Source organism: Taibaiella sp. KBW10 (genome assembly GCF_003852495.1).
Taxonomy (GTDB): Bacteria; Bacteroidota; Bacteroidia; order Chitinophagales; family Chitinophagaceae; genus Edaphocola.
The window spans coordinates 1-21,667 of record NZ_QAJI01000002.1 but is presented as its reverse complement, the minus strand read 5'-3'; the positions used below and the strand labels follow the sequence as shown (position 1 = coordinate 21,667).

General features: G+C 41.0%; 16 protein-coding genes. 14 read left to right on the top strand and 2 right to left on the bottom strand.

Translation table 11 applies throughout. The features are described from left to right. From mqnE to DBR32_RS03440, 4 genes are all read left to right on the top strand, one after another. Positions 1-1,167: an aminofutalosine synthase MqnE gene (gene mqnE, locus DBR32_RS03455; protein ID WP_124634911.1), complete on the top strand. Its 1,167-nt coding sequence runs from the start codon at positions 1-3 to the stop codon at positions 1,165-1,167. A 166-nt stretch (positions 1,168-1,333) separates the two neighbouring features. Further along, positions 1,334-2,479: a hypothetical protein gene (locus DBR32_RS03450; RefSeq protein ID WP_124634910.1), complete on the top strand. Its 1,146-nt coding sequence runs from the start codon at positions 1,334-1,336 to the stop codon at positions 2,477-2,479. Positions 2,480-2,713: 234 nt separating this feature from the next. After that, positions 2,714-3,154, top strand: a complete 441-nt coding sequence (locus tag DBR32_RS03445) for a hypothetical protein (RefSeq protein ID WP_124634909.1) — start codon at positions 2,714-2,716, stop codon at positions 3,152-3,154. A 57-nt stretch (positions 3,155-3,211) separates the two neighbouring features. Then, the gene (locus DBR32_RS03440) at positions 3,212-3,838 is read left to right on the top strand and encodes a group 1 truncated hemoglobin (RefSeq protein ID WP_124634908.1); all 627 of its coding nucleotides are present in this window, start codon (positions 3,212-3,214) and stop codon (positions 3,836-3,838) included. A 142-nt stretch (positions 3,839-3,980) separates the two neighbouring features. On the opposite strand, the gene DBR32_RS03435 is transcribed toward DBR32_RS03440, so the two are convergent. Both DBR32_RS03435 and dnaK read right to left on the bottom strand, forming a co-directional pair. Further along, positions 3,981-5,852 carry a DUF4139 domain-containing protein gene (locus tag DBR32_RS03435; RefSeq protein ID WP_124634907.1) on the bottom strand — a complete coding sequence of 624 codons (1,872 nt, stop codon included), beginning with the start codon at positions 5,850-5,852 and terminating at the stop codon, positions 3,981-3,983. 137 nt (positions 5,853-5,989) lie between these two features. Next, positions 5,990-7,885, bottom strand: a complete 1,896-nt coding sequence (gene dnaK, locus DBR32_RS03430; protein ID WP_124634906.1) for a molecular chaperone DnaK — start codon at positions 7,883-7,885, stop codon at positions 5,990-5,992. A gap of 333 nt (positions 7,886-8,218) precedes the next feature. On the opposite strand from dnaK, the gene DBR32_RS03425 reads away from it, so the two are divergent. The 10 genes from DBR32_RS03425 to DBR32_RS03380 all read left to right on the top strand — a co-directional run bounded on the left by DBR32_RS03425 (position 8,219) and on the right by DBR32_RS03380 (position 21,311). Further along, on the top strand, positions 8,219-9,550 hold the full coding sequence (locus DBR32_RS03425; RefSeq protein ID WP_124634905.1) for a pitrilysin family protein: 1,332 nt from the start codon (positions 8,219-8,221) through the stop codon (positions 9,548-9,550). 85 nt (positions 9,551-9,635) lie between these two features. Further along, positions 9,636-11,711, top strand: coding sequence for an insulinase family protein (locus DBR32_RS03420; protein ID WP_124634904.1), 2,076 nt, complete (start codon positions 9,636-9,638; stop codon positions 11,709-11,711). Between the two features lie 79 nt (positions 11,712-11,790). Next, the gene (locus DBR32_RS03415) at positions 11,791-14,061 is read left to right on the top strand and encodes a S9 family peptidase (protein ID WP_124634903.1); all 2,271 of its coding nucleotides are present in this window, start codon (positions 11,791-11,793) and stop codon (positions 14,059-14,061) included. A gap of 152 nt (positions 14,062-14,213) precedes the next feature. After that, positions 14,214-15,473: an ABC transporter permease gene (locus tag DBR32_RS03410; RefSeq protein ID WP_124634902.1), complete on the top strand. Its 1,260-nt coding sequence runs from the start codon at positions 14,214-14,216 to the stop codon at positions 15,471-15,473. A 19-nt stretch (positions 15,474-15,492) separates the two neighbouring features. Next, entirely contained in the window at positions 15,493-16,005 is a 513-nt protein-coding gene (locus tag DBR32_RS03405; protein WP_124634901.1) for a heavy-metal-associated domain-containing protein, read from the top strand. A gap of 9 nt (positions 16,006-16,014) precedes the next feature. Next, positions 16,015-16,971: a hypothetical protein gene (locus DBR32_RS03400; protein WP_124634900.1), complete on the top strand. Its 957-nt coding sequence runs from the start codon at positions 16,015-16,017 to the stop codon at positions 16,969-16,971. A gap of 172 nt (positions 16,972-17,143) precedes the next feature. Beyond that, entirely contained in the window at positions 17,144-17,836 is a 693-nt protein-coding gene (locus tag DBR32_RS03395) for a succinate dehydrogenase cytochrome b subunit (protein ID WP_124634899.1), read from the top strand. Between the two features lie 93 nt (positions 17,837-17,929). Continuing rightward, positions 17,930-19,906, top strand: coding sequence for a fumarate reductase/succinate dehydrogenase flavoprotein subunit (locus tag DBR32_RS03390; RefSeq protein WP_124634898.1), 1,977 nt, complete (start codon positions 17,930-17,932; stop codon positions 19,904-19,906). Positions 19,907-19,981: 75 nt separating this feature from the next. Then, positions 19,982-20,752, top strand: coding sequence for a succinate dehydrogenase/fumarate reductase iron-sulfur subunit (locus DBR32_RS03385; protein WP_124634897.1), 771 nt, complete (start codon positions 19,982-19,984; stop codon positions 20,750-20,752). A gap of 85 nt (positions 20,753-20,837) precedes the next feature. Continuing rightward, positions 20,838-21,311, top strand: a complete 474-nt coding sequence (locus DBR32_RS03380) for a hypothetical protein (protein WP_124634896.1) — start codon at positions 20,838-20,840, stop codon at positions 21,309-21,311. Positions 21,312-21,667: the final 356 nt, after the last annotated feature.

Genomic DNA, 21,667 nt, shown 5'->3' with positions numbered 1-21,667 from the left:
ATGTCAGAAGAATTGAATGTAGTATTTCCCGATATCGTGCTGGAGCAGGTAGCTGCCGATGCTGTATTGACGACTGTTGCTACAAAAGTTAAAAATGGTACGCGCATTACAGAAGCAGAAGGTCTGTATCTTTTTGAGCATGCCGAATTGAATTTTGTCGGGGCTTTGGCCAATTATTTAAATATTAAGAAGCATGGTAAGAAAGTTTATTTTAATAAGAACTTTCATATAGAACCGACCAATGTATGCATCTTTACCTGCGATTTCTGTTCTTATTCCAAAACGTATAAAAACCGGGAAAAAGGCTGGGAACTGGGCATAGACCAAATGCTGGATATTGTAAAAAAATACGATGGGCAACCGGTAACGGAAGTGCATATTGTGGGTGGGGTACATCCTAAGATGAACCTCGATTATTTCTGTGAACTTTTGGAAAAGATCCATGCACACCGTCCTGAGTTACACTTGAAAGGTTTTACAGCGGTAGAATTGGATTATATGTTCCGCAAAGCAAAACTAACGACGAGAGAAGGTTTGGAACGCATGAATAAAGCGGGCCTGCAATCGCTTCCCGGCGGTGGTGCGGAGATTTTTGCGCAGGAGATCAGAGATAAGATTTGCCCGGATAAAGTAGATGCCGCAGGTTGGCTGGATATTCACGAAACCGCGCATGAATTGGGTATGCCGACTAATGCAACCATGTTGTATGGCCATGTAGAGACCTATGCACACCGTATCGATCATATGAGCCGCTTACGAGAGTCTCAGGATCGTGTCGGAGGGTTCAATTGTTTTATCCCTTTGAAATTCAGAAATGGCGATAATGACATGTCGCATGTACCGGAAGTAAGCCTGGTAGAGGACTTGAAATTATATGCTATTGCCCGTATCTTCCTCGATAATTTTGCTAATGTAAAGGCCTACTGGCCGATGTTGGGTAGGGAGAGTGCCCAATTGACCCTTGAATATGGGGTGAATGATCTGGATGGCACGATCGATGATACGACCAAGATTTACTCTATGGCCGGTAGCGAAGAACAGAACCCTTCTATGAGTACCGAACAGCTTTGTGCCCTGATATCAACAGTTGGCAAAGTACCGGTAGAAAGAGATTCTGTCTATAATGAAATTGAAGTGTACGGTAATACAGAAGAAGCGACTGTATAACAAGCATTACTATAAAAGAATACCAACAATAAAGCAGCCGGATCATTCCGGCTGCTTTATTGTTGGATAAAGGGTGAGATCTGAGATTGAAAATATGTTTAATAAATCTCTTTGTTGTTAAATAATAATTTTGTTTATTGTATTTTTCTTCAAACCCCAATTTTTTATGAAAAAAGAGAAACTGATCATTTTTTCCTTTTGTCTGGCAGGCTTTGTTACCTTTTTTACCTCCTGTAAGAAAGAAACCCTGACAGAAACCCGCAAACAGCCTCTAAGTACTTTTTCTTCCGAGTTCCTCCCACCGCAGGATGAAGTTGTTTATGCTATTGAACGCTACTGGACAGATCCCGTTGATCCGGCGAATACAGTCCGTTTGCTGCATCTCAAACCGGGTGATTTAGATTTGTTGTCTCCACCGATCGTAATACCCCAGATTCCGGAACAAAGAGGCTTTTATAAAGGTGTATGTTATGACCCCGGAAAGGATGAACTGATCTGTATGACGAGAGGATATAAAAGAAGGGATGATGCAGTGATCGGTTCTCAGTTTGTGTATGTCGATAAAAATACCGCCCAATTATTAAGTACTCCCGTGGAGGTTATCACCAAAGATGGTAAACCATTTGTCTTAGGCGGGGGAGATTTAGAGTACCGTTATCTCGGTTTTAGTGATGATTTTCCACCGCCATTTGGTTTAGGTGTGCCACGCGGTGGTATAACGATGTATGCTTCTGTTAACGCCTATGCCGAAAATGATTTCCTGTACCATCCGACGGCTCCTGGTATTTACAGAATAATTTGGGATGGGGTATCAGCTACAGCTGAGGCTACCATGCTGGTCGACTTTGCGCCGCTCGGACTGGCTAGCGGAAATGCACACCGCTGGGATGGAATTACGGCCCGTTTCAGACAATTTACTTTAGATCAGGGAAATGGTGTGATCGCGCTAGTTGCTGATGAACAAATCTTTTATACCAACGATACGAAGATATATAAATTTGATAAGTTTGGGAATCACATGGGTACTGATCCGATTAACGTAATCCCTTATGGCGCCTGTTATGGATTATTCAACAGGAATACTTCTGCCGCCGCCGAAAATCATGTTGGCGGTGGATTCACACAGACTTATGCGGTACATCATATTACCGGGCCGATACCAGGTGAGGTATATGCCGGCATGAATATGTATAGGACATACCCAAGTTCCGGAGGCGAGGGGCTTTCTGTATTGGATTTTGCAGCAAAGTTCGTCATTGAAAAGGAGTCTGACGGCACGCAGTGGACTAAAAGTACAATTACAATTCCCTAGACATTGTGCTACTATAATTGATTTAGGTCTATAACATGGACAAAAGGAGCCTTTCCGATTTCGGAAAGGCTCCTTTTGTATGCATTTCTTCTAATTTCTTCTAATACAGTACTATAATTGTCACTGCTTCGTAAAATTTTTTTTCGTTTTTGAAAACCGAGCAGCATCCTATCTCGTATCTGATAGAAAGCTGCCGTTCTCCGACCGGTTATTGTTCACGCTAAATCAAGCATTATGAATATCAAAAAAGTAATCAAATACACTAGTATCAGCGTATTTAGCCTTGCCTTCCTGTTTTTCGCCACATTGATTATTCATATCGCGGTTATGGTAAAAGGCAAAACACCACAGGCATCTGCAACCACGCAGTTGGCAAGAGTTGATTTTGGTGCGCAGGTAGGTGCGCAGGATGTGGCAGCGATTGAATCTGATTTGAAAGCAACCCCCGGTATAAAGTCGACTTATTATAATCCGCAGACCCGTGTTTTGGTGTATTCCTTCGATAACAAGCAACTCAATGCCGATCAGGTTTTTCAGTCCCGGATTTCCAGCAAAAATATTGATGCCGTGAAGTATACCGTTGCCGCATCTGATCTTATGAAAGGTTGTCCTGCTATGGATCATAACTCTTTCTATGCCCGGTTGACCAGAGCCGTTTCTGCAGTAGTTAATTAATGCTTTTAAATATAAACCAGTATAATTTTATTCAATTCAATTTAAAAAATGGACAACATGAACACGAACCTCAAAAAAATTGCGATTATCTTACTAGCGGCCTTTAGTATGGGAGCTGTTACGCTTTCGTCTACTTCCTGTAAGAAAAAAACGACCACACCGACACCTTTAGCCACCAGTCCTTTATATGATACCTTAGGTTGGTTTATTCAAGGTGGTACGGGTATGGTAGAAGGTAATGGTACCAAGATGATCAACGATCCCGATAATCCGGGTAAAACGATTCAGGCCGGCAGATTGGCTATTCGTAAAGTAGTAGACAAATCTTTAATGGTTATTGCTGGCGATAATCGTTTGGCAGAATACTTCCCAACTTTATTAGCAGAAGTAGGTGCGGGTAATACCACAGGTTATAATGACCTTTTGGAAAGCTTTACAGACTTCGTACAACAAGCGGTAAGCACTCAGGCAGGCGTATATACCGGCAAGAGTATGAGAGATGCACATAATCACGCTACCTATAGCAGATTTGGAAGCACTACTGCGCCTAAATCAAGTGCTGCAGATTTCGATGTTTTCGTAGGTGATGTTGCTTCTGCAGCCACTTCCTTAAGCGTTCCGAATAGTGTAATTGGCCAATTAGGTGCATTATTATACACCACTAAAAATGATATTGTAAACTAGTACGATACTCCTTTGAGACACGAGTGTTATTGAATAGAAGTACAAGGTGTGTTGATTAGTAAAAATGCGGTGGTTATCTTTTTCAAGACGACCGCCGCATTTTTAATGTTTGTAATTCGCATGGGTATTCATACAAGCCCTTTTACAGATTACCTATATATTGGTCTTTCGGGTATTTTACAGAATAGCTGAAACGTACTTTTTTGGTTTCGCCCGGATTGATTTTTAATTTCCAGGTTAAGACCCCCGTTTCTTTATTCACCGCCGCATTATCGGAAGATAATAATTCAATCTCCATATTATTATCCGTGCCTATAGGATACTGATCTTTCAACAGCATATCTATAGCTTCTTTTTTACTGTTCTTTAGGGTAAGTTCATAAGTGAAGGTCTGCTTCCTGTTACTGCCCATCATTTTTATACCGGCAAGATCTGCAATTTTCTCTCTTTTTATCGTAATGCGTTTGTCGCGGCCCATACTCAGGTTAAGGGTATCCTGTGTGTTGTATGGGTTCAAAAATGTTTTACCTACATAAGTGTTTTCAAAAATGATATTGGCTTCTCCCGGTATCAGGTTCAGTTGCTCATATTGGGTAACTTCTGCAAGTAAAAAGGCATCCGGATCTAATTTGGGCACCGCATAATACTTGTAAGAGGCCGGCACTTTTAACTCCTGTAGCAAAACACTATGCGGTTTATTATTAGAGGCAATACTGTAGGGAATATCAATGTCAAAAGTAGTATTGAGTTCTTTCTCTGCTACATCTGTATAATCGCTTACCCCTTTTCCTTTAGTGGTAATTAGTGTGACGCCATTGGCGGCACGGGATCCATATACTGCTAAGGCGTTTGCATCCTTTAAGACGGTCATTTCTTTTACATCCAAGGGATTAATATCGGTTAAGGCGCCATTGTAAGGAACACCGTCCAAAATAATTAGTGGTGGTGTACTGGCTAAGGTCGACTGACCGCGCAGCGCAATACCCGATGAAGAACCATTCACAACTTCTGCCAAATTCATTGTTGGTTTTTGGGATATTTCATACGCCGAAACCTGGGAGCTACTGGCATTGTACTTTTGATCGAAGCTTTGTATCGTATTGTAGGTTGCCTGATTTTTATACTGGGCAGCGACGGCACCATACCTCAGGAACCAGGTACTTAACAGCGGGGCATTACTGCCTACAGTAGGATTGCCTGTAGATAAAGTGAGTTTTACTTTCTTCCAGTCTAAGCCCGTGTTTTGCATCACATTGGCTTTGTACATAATCTTTACCGGATCACTGGTCTTTTCGGCTTTAAGGTCATAAGCTGCAGCCCAGCCTGCATTCTGACTAATATAGCTGATGTTGATACTGTTATTCAGCGCCGGAGCATTGGTCATCACTTGTAAGATCAGTTGCCCGCCGGTATTCACGCCCTGTCCGTTGACTTCTCCCAATTGGGTTTTGTATTTTTGAATCGCAGCCACCTGATCTTGCTCCTGTAGCTTAAGCGCAGAAATCTGGTCTTTCAATTCAATTTGTTTTGTAAGGTAATATTCGGCCATCTTGCCCAATTCAGACACGCTCATGCCGGTATTCATACCTTTGATCTCTTCGTTACGCGCCAGCATACCAAGGGTCCGCTCATAGGCTTCCCTTTTATTACTGACCTTTTGTAAGGCCTGTTCCGTCTCTTTTATTTCGGCTGCTTTCTTTTGGTATTCGGGTGTTTCTGTATTGGCTTTTGGCTTATAGTTCTTGGCCAGCATGACAGACATGATGGTGATATTGCCAGGAGCATTTACCTGGATGCTGTTTTCGTCGATGTTGGCGGCCACATCATTGATGATAAGTTCCGTGCTGCCTTGAGGCAGGTTTACTTTAGCAGTATGTTTCAACTCTGCGCCCAGTTTATATACGGTAACATTGTTTAGAAAGGCATTGGTACTTACCGATTCTTGTGCCCATACCTTTGCGGTGTAGGAAGAGAGGGTGAGTGTGCTGAGGATCAGGAGTGATTTGAATTGCATATAAAATGATGTTTATGTTTGCTTTTGTAAGATTGGGTAAAGGTAAGATGCAATAAAGAGCGTAAAGGTTGGAACGGGCAAAAAAAAGGAGCTACTTGGTTAGTAGCTCCTTTCACTATGTGAATGCGTTTAAGGCATTATTTTACTTCTTCAAAATCGGCATCAGCAACGGTATCATCGCCACCTGCATTTTGTTGTTGCGCGCTGTTAGCAGCATCTGCACCCGGCTGGCCTTGTGCATAGATGTCTTCGCTGGCGGCATTCCAGGCAGCATTTAATTTCTCCATAGCCGCATCGATCGTAGTCAGATCTTCTGCTTTATGGGCTTCTTTCAATTCTGCAACTGCTGTTTCGATCGCTGCTTTTTTATCTGCAGGGATTTTCTCGGCATGTTCTTTCAATTGTTTCTCCGTATTGAAGATCAGACCATCAGCCATATTCAGTTTCTCAACTTTCTCACGTACTTGTTTGTCCGCTTCTTCATTCGCTTTCGCGTCATTCTTCATCTTTTCGATCTCTTCTTTGCTCAAGCCAGAACCTGCTTCGATACGGATATTTTGTTGTTTTCCGGTTCCTTTGTCTTTAGCCGTTACATTTAAGATACCATTGGCATCGATGTCGAAAATAACTTCGATCTGAGGTACGCCTCTTGGTGCCGGTGGAATATCATTCAAGACAAACTTACCTAAAGACTTATTTTGGTTCGCCATCGGGCGCTCTCCTTGTACAACATTGATTTCAACACTTGGTTGGCTATCACTTGCAGTAGAGAAAGTTTCAGATTTTTTAGTCGGAATGGTTGTGTTAGACTCGATCAATTTGGTCATTACGCCACCATAAGTTTCGATACCTAAAGAAAGTGGGGTAACATCCAATAATAAGACATCTTTTACATCTCCGGTCAAAACACCACCCTGAATAGCAGCACCTACAGCAACTACTTCATCAGGATTTACACCTTTATTTGGTTTTTTACCAAAGAACGCTTCTACTACTTCCTGTATTTTTGGAATACGGGTAGAACCACCCACGAGGATAATTTCGTCGATATCGCTTGTGCTCATACCTGCATCTTTCAATGCTTTACGGCAAGGTTCCAAAGTACGCTCTACCAGGCTGTCGGCTAATTGTTCAAACTTAGCACGAGACAATTTACGCACTAAGTGTTGTGGTACACCGTCTAAAGCCGTGATATAAGGTAAGTTGATTTCAGTTTCCTGAGAAGAAGACAATTCGATTTTTGCTTTTTCAGCCGCTTCTTTCAAACGTTGCCAAGCCATAGGATCTTTATGTAAATCCATGTTAGGTACATCTTTTTTGAATTCGTCTGATAACCAGTCCATGATTACTTTATCAAAATCATCACCACCTAAGTGAGTATCCCCATTAGTTGATTTTACTTCAAATACGCCATCGCCTAATTCTAAGATCGATACGTCAAAAGTACCACCACCAAGGTCAAATACAACGATTTTGCTATCTTGATTTTTCTTATCTAAACCATAAGCCAAAGCCGCAGCGGTAGGCTCATTGATAATTCTTTTTACGGTTAAACCAGCAATCTCGCCGGCTTCTTTCGTCGCCTGACGTTGTGCATCATTAAAGTATGCAGGCACGGTAATTACTGCTTCGGATACTTCCTGACCCAGGAAATCTTCCGCTGTTTTTTTCATTTTTTGCAAGATCATTGCAGAAATTTCCTGAGGCGTGTACATTCTGCCGTCGATATCTACACGAGGTGTATTGTTATCTCCTTTTACGATCTTGTAAGAGTTATGCGACATTTCGCCCGTAACCTCATCATAGCGTCTACCCATATAACGTTTGATAGACATAATGGTGTTGATCGGATTGGTAATGGCCTGGCGTTTTGCAGGATCTCCTACTTTACGCTCTCCGTTTTTCAAAAATGCCACTACCGATGGTGTGGTACGACGACCTTCGTCGTTTGCAATAACAACCGGTTCGTTACCTTCCATTACAGATACGCAAGAGTTAGTTGTTCCTAAGTCGATTCCTATAATTTTTCCCATAATATTTTATAAACTATTTTATTTTTTTCTCTGTTAATTACGATAGTAAGCCTACTTCAATTTCTTTGCCAAAGGGGTGGAGGTGCAAAATTGTCAGTTTTTGTGTCATAAGTATAGGGTAGATGATCTAATAACTTCCTTTTTTGCAGGCCGATGGGCTGTAAAGCTGACATTTTTAATCAAAGTATTGGTTTCTCAACACACTTTGAAACAGAGCACCATATATAAGGTAAAGACATTCTTTTTTAATTTCCCCCTTTTAGGGTGATGGTTTTCCGCTTATGGATAATTATCTTTGCTCAACAAAAATCATTAAATTCATATAGATTCCTTATGAAACGTATCATTTTAAGCATGTCTTTATTAGCTTCGGCTACAATCGGGGCAACTGCACAAGAGAGAAAAATAAACTTTACAGAGTATGATCTGCCAAACGGCCTTCATGTAATTTTACATGAAGATCATACTACGCCCATTGTAAACGTATCGGTAATGTACCATGTAGGTTCTAAAAATGAAGATCCAAAACGTACAGGGTTTGCGCACTTCTTTGAGCACCTGATGTTTGAAGGTACAGAGAATATTGGCCGTGGAGAATACTTTAAAATGATTCAGGCAAATGGTGGTGTGTTAAATGCAAACACTTCTCAGGATCGTACCTACTATTTTGAAACGATGCCTTCTAATCAGGAAGAGCTGGCTTTGTGGATGGAAGCGGAGCGTATGGTGCACGCCAAAATTGACAGTACCGGTATTGAAACACAACGTAAAGTTGTAAAAGAAGAGAAAAAACAAAGCTACGATAACCGTCCTTATGGTCACTTAATGGAAGTAGTATTCCAAAATGCCTATACCAAGCATCCGTATAACTGGATGCCAATTGGTTCTGCCCAATATATTGATCAGGCAGGTTATGGCGAATTCATGGATTTCTATAAGACCTTCTATGTACCGAACAATGCAGTATTAGTCGTAGCGGGAGATATTAAACCGGAGCAAACCAAAAAATGGATTGAAAAATATTACGGCGGTATCGCTAAAGGTACTAAAGCAATACCTCGTCCTACAGAAGTAGAACCGGCTATCGGTCAGGAAAAAGTGGCTTATTATTATGATAATGTACAATTACCTGCAGTAATTATTGCGTATCATATTCCTAAAATAGGTTCTGATGATGCTTATGCTTTGGAAATGTTGAATAAATTATTGTCAAACGGTTCTAGCTCTCGTTTTCAAAAAGAAATCGTAGACAAACAGCAAAAAGCCGTTGGTGTAGGTGCTTTCAACTTCCCATTAGAAGACAATCCGGGATTATCCATGATGTTTGGTATTGCCAATATGGGTGTAGACTATAAGGATATGCAAAAATCTATGGATGCCGAAATAGAAAAAGTAAGAACACAACCAATCGGTGCAGAAGAGTTTAAAAAATTACAAAATCAGGTTGAAAACGATTTCGTTAATTCCAACTCTAAAATTGCCGGTATCGCGGAAAACTTAGCGACCAATTACGCTTATTTTAAAAATACCAATTTAGTGAACACCGAATTGGCTAAATACCAAAAAGTAACGGCCGCAGACCTGACCAGAGTAGCGAAAAAATATTTGAATAAAGATAACCGCTTGATAGTATATTATTTACCGAAATCAATGGAGAAAAAATAAGCGCAGATCACGCCCGTATTCAATCAATATTCAATAAAAATTTGTAAAATAAAGTAGCCATCCCGATGGCGTAAAAATATTAAAGATGAAAAAAATAACGCTTTCTATTGCAGCACTAGCCCTATTTTCTGCATCATTTGCACAAAATTTAGATAGAAGTATTCGACCAAAACCAGGTCCGGCTCCGGAGATCAAATTAGGCGATGCACAGTCGTTTACTTTACCCAACGGACTGAAAGTATTTGTGGTGGAAAACCATAAATTACCTACAGTAAGTTACTCCATTCAACTGAACATCGATCCCCTGGAAGATCCTGCCAAATCCGGTTTAGGTGATTTTATCGGTTCTCTGATCACTGCAGGCACCAAAACAATGCCTAAAGAAAAGTTTGATGAAGCCACCGATATGATCGGTGCGACGTTACAGGCAAGTAGTGGTGGTATTTTTGGTAACTCCATGACAAAACACCAGGATGTATTGTTGAAATTAATGAGCGACGCCTTAATGAACGCTGATTTTCAACAATCAGAATTGGATAAATTGAAAAAACAAGCCTTAGCGGGTTTAGAGCAAGCGAAGAATGAGCCGGATCAGATGTTGGAAAATGTAACCAACGTATTGAATTATGGCAAGGCGCACCCATACGGTATTGTGACTACAGAAAAAACAGTAGGTAATGTAACTTTGGCAGATTGTAAAAGTTATTATACCACTTATTTCCGTCCCAATGTCGCGTATATGGCGGTAGTAGGTGATATTACCTTAAAAGAAGCACAAACTTTGGTGACTAAATATTTCGGTAAATGGGAAAAAGCAACCGTACCAAGTATCACTTACCCTAAAGTAGCTGCACCGACAAAAACCACGGTCGATTTCGTACCACGCGACAATGCGGTACAAAGTGTCGTAGGTGTAACCTACCCGATCGATTTGAAACCGGGTACGCCTGATGTGATCAAAGTAAGAATGCTTAACGAGATCCTGGGTGGTAGCGGTACAGGCCGTTTGTTCCTGAACCTGCGTGAAAAACACGGATGGACTTATGGTGCCTACTCTTCTTTCAAAAACGATAAAGAAGTAGGTGAATTCCAGGCATATGCTAAAGCAAGAAACGTAGTAACCGATTCTTCTGTAAATGAAATTATGGAAGAAATGAAACGTATTCGCAACGAAAAAGTAGATGCGGCTACCTTACAGGACATGAAAAACTATGTAACCGGTACTTTTGCTATTGGTTTGGAGAGCCCTCAGACAATTGCACAATACGCAATTAATATTGAGCGTTACAAAATGCCAAAAGACTATTATAAAAACTATCTGAAAAACGTAGCAGCTGTTTCTGTAGATGATATCCAGTCTACAGCGAAAAAATATGTAAATCCTGATGCAGCACACATCCTGGTTGTCGGCGATAAAGCAGAAGCAGATAAATTAAAACGTTTTGCAGCAGATGGCGTTGTGCACTATTATGATAACTATGGTAATACCGTAGAAGCTCCAGTGGTGAAAGCAGTTGCCGCAGACGTAACGCCGCAATCGGTTATTGCTAAATATATCGATGCAATTGGTGGTAAAGCAGCTATGGAAGGATTGAAATCTTTGGTTACCGAAGGTGCTGCAGAAGCCCAAGGCCAGCAGATCAAGATCGTTCAAAAAGTAGTAAGCCCAGATAAATACCTGATGTCGGTAGTGGTACCGGGTATGGGTGAAGTACAAAAAATCACCGTTAGCGGTACTTCCGGAAAGATGTCTTCTATGGGTCAATCTCAAGACGTTCCTGCTGATATGTTAGGTTCATTCTTAGAGCAAGCCGATTTACAAGCAGATCTGCATCCTGAAAAATATGGCATTAAAATGTCTATGAAAGGAGTGGAGAAAGTAGAGGGCGCAGATTGTTACGTGGTGGAAAAAGTATCCGATAAAGGAAGCAAATCCGTGAGTTACTACGATCAGAAGACCAACCTGTTACTTAAAGAAGTAAAAACAGATGCTTCGGGAACGACGCAGACTACTTTATTCTCTGATTATAAAGCCGTAACCGGTGGAAATGGATATAAAGCGCCTTACGGCATTAAAATCCAGTCTGCTCAGGGCACACAAGAGCTGAAAGTTGTTAAGATGGAGGCGAACAAAACTGTCAGTGACAGCGAGTTTAAATAATTAAATTTTAAAAAGCCTTCTTGTAAAACAAGAAGGCTTTTTAATGAAACATGTATTCTAACCACTAAAACATATACCTATGCGACACACTTTTTTAACCATAACACTATTGTTTACTATGGTTGCAAATACATTTGCACAGATTAGCGGCTCCTGGAAAGGGTCCGTAACCACACAAGGAACCACAATGAACATGATTGTTCATATAACAGAAGAAAAGGGCAAGCTGACAGCCTCTTTGGATATCCCGGATCAGGGCGCTACCGGACTGCCTTTTGATAAAGTTGAATTCAGCGATCCTACACTTAATCTCTCCATGTCACAGGCAGGATTAAGCTATTCCGGTACGCTAAAAGGAAATACCATTACCGGTACCTTTAAGCAAGGAGGGGGAGCATTGCCATTAAACCTTGAGAAGACCACGATTACGAAGCCGGGAGATGTTTCTTTACCCTCTTCTCAGCAAGAGATCAATAAGCTTATTGCTGCAGATAAGGGAACATTTAAATATAAAGCAGAAGACTATTTTGCAACCCCCAAATCATCCCAGTTTCAACTTTCTCCGGATGGGAAATACCTTTCTTACATGGAGAAGGAAGAAGATGGAAAACGCCATGTATATGTAAAAGATGTGGCCACCGGAAAAGTGACCCGTGCGATCGAAGAGAAAAAAGAACTGATTAAGGGTTACGGATGGGTGAATGATCAGCGCTTGATTTATTTGATGGACAATGGGGGGAATGAAAACTATCATGTGTTTGCGGCAAATATTGATGGCAGCAATACCATCGACCTTACTCCTTATGAAGGTGTGAAGGCCAGTATCATGAACATGCTGAAAGAGCAGAAAGACTATATCATTGTCTCAATGAACAAAGAGAACAAACAAATCTTTGAACCCTATAGAGTCAATGTCGTAACCGGTGCAGCAGAAAAATTATATAGTAATACAGATGTTGCTAACCCTATCTCAGATTATATCTTTGATAAAGACGGAAACCTCAGGGGCTATTCCAAAATGGTCAACGGAACTGAAACCCATACTTATTTTAAAGTGAGTGGTGCTAAGGACTTTGAATTGGCCACCAAAAGCAAATGGGATGAGAGCTTTGCCATAGAATCGTTCAACTACGCTTCACTCAATCCTGATGATGCTTATGTGTTGACCAGCCTGGATGCGGATAAGGCCAGGATCGTATTGTATGATTTTAAAACGAAGAAGATCCTTAAGGAAGTTTTTTCTAATAAAGATTATGATGCATCTATTATCAGCCTGTCCCGGAAACGAAACTATGAAATTGATTTCTTAGGCTACGAAGGAGAGAAAGAAGAAATCGTTCCGGTAAGCCAAACATTTAAGAAGATATATGCTAGCCTGTCTAAACAATTTAAAGGCTATGAATTCAGTATCGCAGGCAAAACAGACCAGGAAGATAAATACCTGATTGTAGTACAAAGCGATAAGCTTTATGGCAGATACTATATCTACGACAGTAAATCGGGTAAGGCGACTTTGTTGTACGACCTGATGCCGCAATTAAAAGAAGCAGATATGGCGGTCATGAAGCCGATTACCTTTAAAAGCAGGGATGGTTTAACCATTCACGGATATATTACCTTACCTAAAGCCGCTTTGGAAGGCAAGAAAGTACCCTTGATTGTCAATCCGCATGGAGGGCCACAAGGTGTAAGGGATAGTTGGGGTTTTAATCCCGAAACCCAATTGTTTGCCAGCAGGGGCTATGCTACGTTACAGGTCAACTTCCGGATTTCCGGTGGATATGGAAAAGAATTTTTGAGAGCCGGATTCAAACAAATTGGCCGTAAGGCGATGGATGATGTGGAAGATGGCGTTAAATATGCCATCAGCCAGGGCTGGGTCGATAAGGATAATATTGCGATATATGGTGGCAGCCACGGCGGTTATGCGACCTTAATGGGACTGGTAAAAACACCGGAACTGTACAAATGTGGGATTGACTATGTGGGTGTCTCTAATATTGAAACCTTTTTTGCCTCTTTTCCGGAGTACTGGAAACCTTATACCGAAATGGTAAAAGAAATATGGTATGACCTGGATAAACCGGAAGAAGCCAAAATCGCCAAAGAAGTATCTCCTTTCTATCAATTGAATAAAATTAATAAACCACTCTTTGTTGTACAAGGTGCTAATGATCCAAGGGTGAATATTAATGAGTCTGATCAGATCGTAAAAGCGCTAAGAGCTAAAGGTTTTGAAGTACCTTATTTAGTCAAATATAACGAAGGGCACGGATTTCAGCGGGATGAAAATTCAATCGAATTTTATAAAGCCATGCTTGGCTTCCTTGCAGAAAACCTGAAGCAATAATGTTGGAATGCTCGCTTAAAGGAGCCGTTCATATATCTTAAAGGATACAAAAAGGTGGGATAGATTCCCACCTTTTTGTATGTTTGCCGTTGGAACAAAAATTAAACAGCGCTTAGATCCGAATCCTAAGACGCTCAGCCATATTTTCTGTCATGTTTGCTACCGCTTTAAAAGAATTAAAACTCCTGCTCAGAGACCCCGTCGGCCTTTTGTTGCTTATTTTTATGCCCGCGATCCTCATTATCGTGATGGCCGTAACGCAGGACAGTGCCTTCAAAGATATGAAGGACGTACAATTCGTGATTCTAGCCATCAATAAAGATAAAGGAACTGTAGGGCAGGATATTTTACGGTCCATCAATTCGAGTCCGCTTTTTGCCGTTAACCAATATACCGACGAAGCCTTATTACGGGAGCATATCAACTCCGGAAAGAGTAAGATCGGCTTAATCATACCGGAAGAGGCGACAGGCGCCCTGGTAAATACCGCCAATAAAGTCGTGAATGCAGTCGCCCATAATTCAGGGCTACCTGCAAATTTCGCTCAAAACCAGAAGTTAGACAGCGTGAATGTCGAAGTATTGTTTGATCCCACTTTAAAACCCTCCTTCAAAAATTCATTCAAATTTGCCTTAATGCAATATGCGACACAGGCAAAGATGAATGTACTCATGAACCGTTTGGGTAAAATGGAAAATAACGAGACCGTATTGGATACCGCCCTAACCAATGAATTATACAATACACTATCCATAAAAGAGAAGACCGAAGACAAATCAGCGGCATTGACCTTAAATTCGGTGCAGCATAATGTACCCTCCTGGGCTATCTTCGGGATGTTCCTGATCGTTGTACCCATTGCCGGCAATATGATCCGGGAAAGAGAAGACGGCAGTATGACCCGTTTAAAGCTGATTCCCAGTGCGCCGATCAAAGCCACGATTGGGATGATCTTGTTTTATACCCTGTTTTGCTTCCTGCAGTTTTATATCATGATGCTGATCGGAACCCACCTCATTCCATTGTTGGGATTGCCGAAGCTTTATATGGGTACGCATCCTTTAGCAACCCTTCCATTAGTACTGTCTACGGCTTTTTGCGCGACGGCTTATGGTTATTTCATTGGTAATATCTTTAAGACCGCTAACCAGGCGATGCCGGTTGGCGCAATTTTTACCGTTATTTTGGCTTCTTTAGGTGGAATATGGGTTCCTTTGGAAATCTTGCCTCCTGTCATGACGACGATAGCCAAGTTTACCCCCATGTATTGGGCATTCAACGGCGTTAATAATATCTTCCTGCGGGGACAAGGTTTGAAAGAGGTTGCCCTTCCCATTTTTGTGATGTTGTTCTCCGGATTTGTGATGACCCTGGCCAGCGGATTTCTTTCCCGCAGAAGAATTGTTCATTAATTTTTTGTAACTTTAAGGGATGAAGTACTTGTGGTTATGGCTCTTGATAAGTCTTGCGGGGAGCAGTTATGCTCAGTTTCAGTCCGTAAAGATCGGGGTAGATGGCTTGACCTGCTCTCAGTGTAGCCGTAGTGTGGAAATGCAATTAAGAAAACTGGACTTTGTTAAAGACGTAAAGATGGATTTGAGCCATACGGAAGGGCTATTGTCCTTAAAACCGAATAAAAAAGTGGCTTTTCATCAGATTGCCAAAGCTATAGAAAATGCCGGGTTCTCGGTACGTTACATCAAAACAAGCTTTAAGACGGATGCGATCAGTACTAAAGGAACTAATTGCTTTACCTTTAAGACCGATGCTTATATTGCTTTAGATCCGGTTCCGGAAACACAAAAAGTCATTTCTATGGAATTGGTCGGGCAGGGGATGAGTACGAAACAGCTTTATAAGAAAAATCAAAAGAAAATAGAGGCTATGCAAGCAGATTGTGCTGCGGGCGCAGAGCATAAATATTATTATATACTTGCAGAGTAACCTTTTTGGATGAAGAAAATAATATGTTTGGTATGGTTAATGGGCATTGTGCTTTCGGTACAGGGACAAGAATTGTTTCCCAATGCAGAACCGGCCAGCAATATTCCCAAAGGAACCTTAGGCGTGCGTATCATGTCCGAATTCTATAAAGAATATGCACAAGTCCGTAATTTTAATGGCTTAAGGTTGATGTACGGGCTGACCCCAAAATTATCTGTTTACCTGACCGCTGTCAGCTCCAATCATCATAAATCCAAGCTTCCCGAAGAGTTTCCCTATCATAATACTCCTGAAAGAGGGGTGTATAAGCCTTATAAGTTTAACGGCTTTAGCCTGTATACAAAATATCGTTTTGTGACCAAAGATGGTCCTAATGAACATTTTAGAATGGCCGGCTATATGGAAGCGTCAGCTGTAAATACAGCACATGATGAAGGCGAACCGCGTTTAATGGACGATACCAAAGGTTTGGGCTTCGGCTTGATTGGTACTTACCTTAAAAATAAGTTTGCCGTTTCCCTGACGACCGGTATCATCTTGCCCGGAAAATATTCAGGTGTACAGGTAGATCCTATATCCAGCCTGCCCGATATCCCTACAGTCGTAAAATACCCTACTACATTTAATTACAGCCTGTCTTTCGGCTATTTACTGTTTCCAAGGCGTTATAAGAGCTATCGGCAGACCAATATCAACCTGTATTGTGAGTTTATGGGTAAGTACTATAAGGACGTACGCGTATGGTTGACCCCGCTCAATGCCCCGGAATACGAAATCCGTACCTCTTATTTCCCTGCGGCCTTACAAGCAGGCTTTTATGTTGATGTCGTACCCGGAGTACAATTTATTATCAATGCCAACACTCGTATAGACCTTTCTGCCAATCTGCAGATGGTCAAGTTGTCTTATGCCCGTTTATATCCCCAATATAATATTGGGATTCAGCATTATTTGCATTGGAAATAAACTTTTGCGCCTTCTTTTTATTAAGGATTATCTTAATGTTATTTGCTCAAACGCAAGCCAATATAGGCTTTTATTTTTTTTTAACAAGGTTGTATTTTTAAAAATTGCTTGGTATCTTTGCATTTAAATTTTTTACAAAAAAATTACAATTCACTTTTTCTTAGTCAACAGAATGAAAAAAATTTTCACGTCCTCAATCGGAAAGAAATTAGTGATGGGTTTTACAGGTGTATTTCTCATCTCTTTCTTAATCGTACATTGTTACATTAACGCATTAGTATTTTTACCCAACGGTATTGAAAAGTATTTAGCCGCAGGTCATTTCATGGGAACCAATTTTATCGTAAGAACGATGGAAGTAGGTCTGATGGCCGGAATTATTTTACACATCGTACAAGGATTGATGTTAACCGTACAGAATAGAAGTAAAAGACCTGTCGCATATAACGTAGCACCGGGCAATAAAAGCAGTAAATGGTATTCCAGATCAATGGGCCTTTTAGGTACGTTGATTTTGTTGTTTTTAGTCTTACACTTGACACACTTCTGGATGCCTAACCGTTATGAGCAGCATTTTGGAACAGGACATGAAATTAATCTTTACGAGAAAATGGAATTGGTATTCCAAAACCCATGGATCGTATTGGTATATGTTTTAGGATGTATTTCTTTAGCATGGCACCTGATACACGGTTTTTGGAGCGCATTTCAAACATTAGGTTTGTATACCCCGAAATATGCCGCGTTAATTAAAGGAATTGGTATGGCCTTCTCTATTATCGTACCCCTGATTTTTATTGCAATGCCCGTTGCGTTCCACTTTGGATGGTTACCTCCGTCTTCAAGTTACGTACCTGCGCATTAATACGAACGGAGAAACACGAATCAATTGATCCGGTCAATTCGTTCGACAATTTGAAAATCATTTAAGTTTTATACTTATATTATAATATTAGTTATGTCTTTAAATTCAAAAATACCTGCTGGCGAACTTCCGCAAAAATGGTCTTCTTATAAAAATAGTTGTAAAATCGTAAATCCTGCTAATAAGCGTAGTTTAGAAGTAATCATTATTGGTACCGGTTTGGCCGGAGCCTCTGCTGCTGCTTCTTTAGGAGAACTGGGTTACAAAGTAAAAGCATTTTGTTTTCAGGATTCTCCGCGCCGTGCGCACTCTATCGCTGCACAGGGGGGTATTAATGCCGCTAAAAACTATCAGAATGATGGGGATAGCGTTTACCGTTTATTTTACGATACCATTAAAGGTGGTGATTACCGTGCCCGTGAGTCTAATGTACATCGTCTGGCCGAAGTAAGTGCCAATATCATTGACCAGTGTGTGGCTCAGGGTGTACCTTTTGCCCGTGAATACGGTGGTATGTTGAGTAACCGTTCTTTCGGAGGTACTCAGGTACAACGTACGTTCTACGCTGCAGGTCAGACAGGACAACAATTATTGATCGGTGCTTATCAAGCCCTGGAGCGCCAGGTAGCTTTAGGTAATGTAACCATGTATAACCGCCATGAAATGCTGGACATCGTTACAATCGACGGTAAGGCACGTGGTATCATTGCCCGTGACCTGATCACCGGTAAGCTGGAAAGACATTTCGGACATGCGGTATTGCTGTGTTCCGGTGGTTATGGTAACGTATTCTATTTATCCACCAATGCGATGGGTAGCAACGTAACCGCAACCTGGAAAGCACACCGTAAAGGCGCTTATTTTGCGAATCCTTGTTATACACAAATTCACCCTACTTGTATTCCCGTATCAGGCGATCATCAGTCTAAACTGACCCTGATGTCTGAATCCTTACGTAATGATGGTCGTATCTGGGTGCCTAAAAAACAAAACGATACCCGTAAAGCCAGCGAAATTCCGGAAGAAGAAAGAGATTATTATTTAGAAAGAAGATACCCTGCCTTTGGTAACCTCGTTCCGCGTGACGTAGCCTCCCGTGCGGCTAAAGAGCGTTGTGATGCCGGTTATGGCGTGGGTACTTCCAAGCAAGCTGTTTACCTCGATTTTGCCGCTGCGGTGATCCGTTACGGAACCATCGAATGTAGCAAAGTAGGCAACCATAGCCCATCTGCAAAAGAAGTGCGTACACTTGGTTTAGCCGTAGTAAAAGAAAAATACGGTAACCTCTTCGATATGTATGCGAAGATTACCGGGGAAGATCCATATGAGGTACCAATGCGTATTTACCCTGCGGTACACTATACCATGGGTGGCCTTTGGGTAGATTATGAACTGATGACCTCTGTAGAAGGTTTGTATTGTTTAGGAGAGGCTAACTTTTCTGATCACGGAGCTAACCGTTTAGGTGCCTCTGCACTGATGCAAGGTCTGGCCGATGGATATTTCGTTATTCCATACACTTTAGGTAACTATCTGGCAGACGATATCCGTACCAAAGCAATCCCGACCGATCATCCTGAATTTGTAAAAGCAGAAAAAGAAGTTGCAGATAGAATCAATACTTTAATGAACATTAAAGGAACACAATCTGTAGAAAGCTTACACAAGCGTCTGGGTAAGATCATGTGGGATAAATGTGGTATGGCACGTACAAAGCAAGGGTTGACAGAAGCCATTGCGGAGATTCAGGCTTTGAAAAAAGAATTCTGGAGCGATGTGAAGATTCCGGGTACTGTAGAAGGAATGAATACAGAGTTGGATAAAGCTAACCGTGTAGCAGATTTTATTGAGTTAGGAGAATTAATGTGTAAAGATGCCTTAAACCGCGCTGAATCTTGTGGGGGTCACTTCCGCGAAGAGTCCCAAACAGAGGATGGGGAAGCATTGCGTCACGATGATGAGTTTATGTATGTAGCCGCTTGGGAATTTATGAACGAGAGCGACTGGAGCTTACATAAAGAAGTACTGAATTATGAAGTGGTACATCCGTCTCAACGTTCTTATAAATAATATCATTCAAATAATAAATACATATTAAGCATCATTTGTGAAGAGGGCTTAATACACAAATAAACGTTTTATACAATGGAACATTATAATATGAATTTGACGCTTAAAGTATGGCGTCAGCAAAATGCTCAGGTTCAAGGTAGTTTTGAAACATATCAGGTAAAAGAAATTTCTTCCGAAATGTCTTTTCTGGAAATGTTCGATGTACTGAACGAGCAATTGATTCATGAAGGTAAAGAGCCCATTACATTTGACCACGATTGTCGTGAAGGGATTTGTGGTGCTTGTTCAATGCACATTAATGGTCAGGCACATGGTCCATGGGCAGAAACCACTACTTGCCAGTTACACATGCGTGCCTTCAAAGACGGCGATACAATTGTTGTTGAGCCTTGGAGAGCAGGTGCCTTCCCGGTTATCAAAGATTTAATGGTAGACCGTTCTTCTTTTGACCGTATTATTCAGGCGGGTGGGTACATTTCTGTAAATACCGGTAATGCACAGGATGCGAATAACCTGCCGATCGCTAAAGATAAGGCAGACGAATCCTTTGCTGCTGCAACCTGTATTGGTTGTGGTGCTTGTGTGGCTTCTTGTAAAAACTCTTCTGCAATGTTGTTCCTTTCTGCAAAAGTATCTCACCTGGCTTTGCTGCCACAGGGAGAGGCAGAACGTGCTACCCGTGTCGTAAACATGGTAGATCAGATGGATAAAGAAGGATTTGGTTCTTGTACCAATACCGGTGCTTGTGAAGCAGAGTGTCCTAAAGGAATTTCGATCATGAATATCCGTCGTTTGAATAGCGAATATATCAAAGCCGGTTTTACCGGAACATTAGCGAAATAAGCAAAAGGTATATATTATTATAGGAAAACAGGAGGAGTCATGATATGGCTTCTCCTGTTATTTTTTTAGTACCACTCGTTATGATATGAAAAAAGTCAAATGCGAACAAATGAATGCTGAAGAAAAGGAATTCATCAAGTTTGTTTGTACAACAAGAAGTAAGCATAGTGCCGGAATATTTGCAGGCATGTTCGCTATTGTAGGATATTTTATGATGCGTGGAAGACTGTATCAGGATATATCTTTTATATATCTAGTGCTTATCGATACAATATTCTCCTTGCTTTGTGCGGTAGTCGTATTCGCAGTCAGCGCTTTGTCTTATTGTAGAGATGTGTTGGGATGTCAGGTTTTTGTTATGGAGTATCAAATAATTGATAAGGTGGCTTTTCCTGAGGTCAGTCAATACTATATTAAACTTGACGATGTATTAAATCCATTTCTGGAAGTATCTCCCGAAGATTACGTTTCACTACAGATCGGTCAAATACAAAAAATTAGAATTGCAAAACATTCCCGATACCGTTTTAATAATATGGGTAAATACCAAAGGATGTAAAGCTTTATAAATACATACAATTTTGTTGTTTGTATGGATTGAGGGATGTCTTATATATAAATGGTATATTTTTCCGGATAGTGTCCTATTGATAGAATGTCTTTGCTTATGATACATTTCCGAGTGGGGATTTAGCTGTTTTTGCCTTTATAGCGCTTCATTAAGTTACATTACGGACTACTAACACACTACACACTGTTTATTTCAAAAAAGATTTCGTTGGTTGATAATCAATACAGCATTGCGTTTCAGGGGAAAATTAGCGGTATTTTAAACGTTTACGCTGCTTTCTTTATAGAAAAGATTTGTTTAGGAAAGTAAGGAGTGCTACCTTTGCAACCTGACGAAAACAGGTG

Bases quoted from the DNA above. Each gene is read 5' to 3' on its own strand.
- mqnE (WP_124634911.1), top strand. From the start codon at position 1: ATGTCAGAAGAATTGAATGTAGTATTTCCCGATATCGTGCTGGAGCAG.
- DBR32_RS03450 (WP_124634910.1), top strand. From the start codon at position 1,334: ATGAAAAAAGAGAAACTGATCATTTTTTCCTTTTGTCTGGCAGGCTTT.
- DBR32_RS03445 (WP_124634909.1), top strand. From the start codon at position 2,714: ATGAATATCAAAAAAGTAATCAAATACACTAGTATCAGCGTATTTAGC.
- DBR32_RS03440 (WP_124634908.1), top strand. From the start codon at position 3,212: ATGAACACGAACCTCAAAAAAATTGCGATTATCTTACTAGCGGCCTTT.
- DBR32_RS03435 (WP_124634907.1), bottom strand. From the start codon at position 5,852: ATGCAATTCAAATCACTCCTGATCCTCAGCACACTCACCCTCTCTTCC.
- dnaK (WP_124634906.1), bottom strand. From the start codon at position 7,885: ATGGGAAAAATTATAGGAATCGACTTAGGAACAACTAACTCTTGCGTA.
- DBR32_RS03425 (WP_124634905.1), top strand. From the start codon at position 8,219: ATGAAACGTATCATTTTAAGCATGTCTTTATTAGCTTCGGCTACAATC.
- DBR32_RS03420 (WP_124634904.1), top strand. From the start codon at position 9,636: ATGAAAAAAATAACGCTTTCTATTGCAGCACTAGCCCTATTTTCTGCA.
- DBR32_RS03415 (WP_124634903.1), top strand. From the start codon at position 11,791: ATGCGACACACTTTTTTAACCATAACACTATTGTTTACTATGGTTGCA.
- DBR32_RS03410 (WP_124634902.1), top strand. From the start codon at position 14,214: ATGTTTGCTACCGCTTTAAAAGAATTAAAACTCCTGCTCAGAGACCCC.
- DBR32_RS03405 (WP_124634901.1), top strand. From the start codon at position 15,493: ATGAAGTACTTGTGGTTATGGCTCTTGATAAGTCTTGCGGGGAGCAGT.
- DBR32_RS03400 (WP_124634900.1), top strand. From the start codon at position 16,015: ATGAAGAAAATAATATGTTTGGTATGGTTAATGGGCATTGTGCTTTCG.
- DBR32_RS03395 (WP_124634899.1), top strand. From the start codon at position 17,144: ATGAAAAAAATTTTCACGTCCTCAATCGGAAAGAAATTAGTGATGGGT.
- DBR32_RS03390 (WP_124634898.1), top strand. From the start codon at position 17,930: ATGTCTTTAAATTCAAAAATACCTGCTGGCGAACTTCCGCAAAAATGG.
- DBR32_RS03385 (WP_124634897.1), top strand. From the start codon at position 19,982: ATGGAACATTATAATATGAATTTGACGCTTAAAGTATGGCGTCAGCAA.
- DBR32_RS03380 (WP_124634896.1), top strand. From the start codon at position 20,838: ATGAAAAAAGTCAAATGCGAACAAATGAATGCTGAAGAAAAGGAATTC.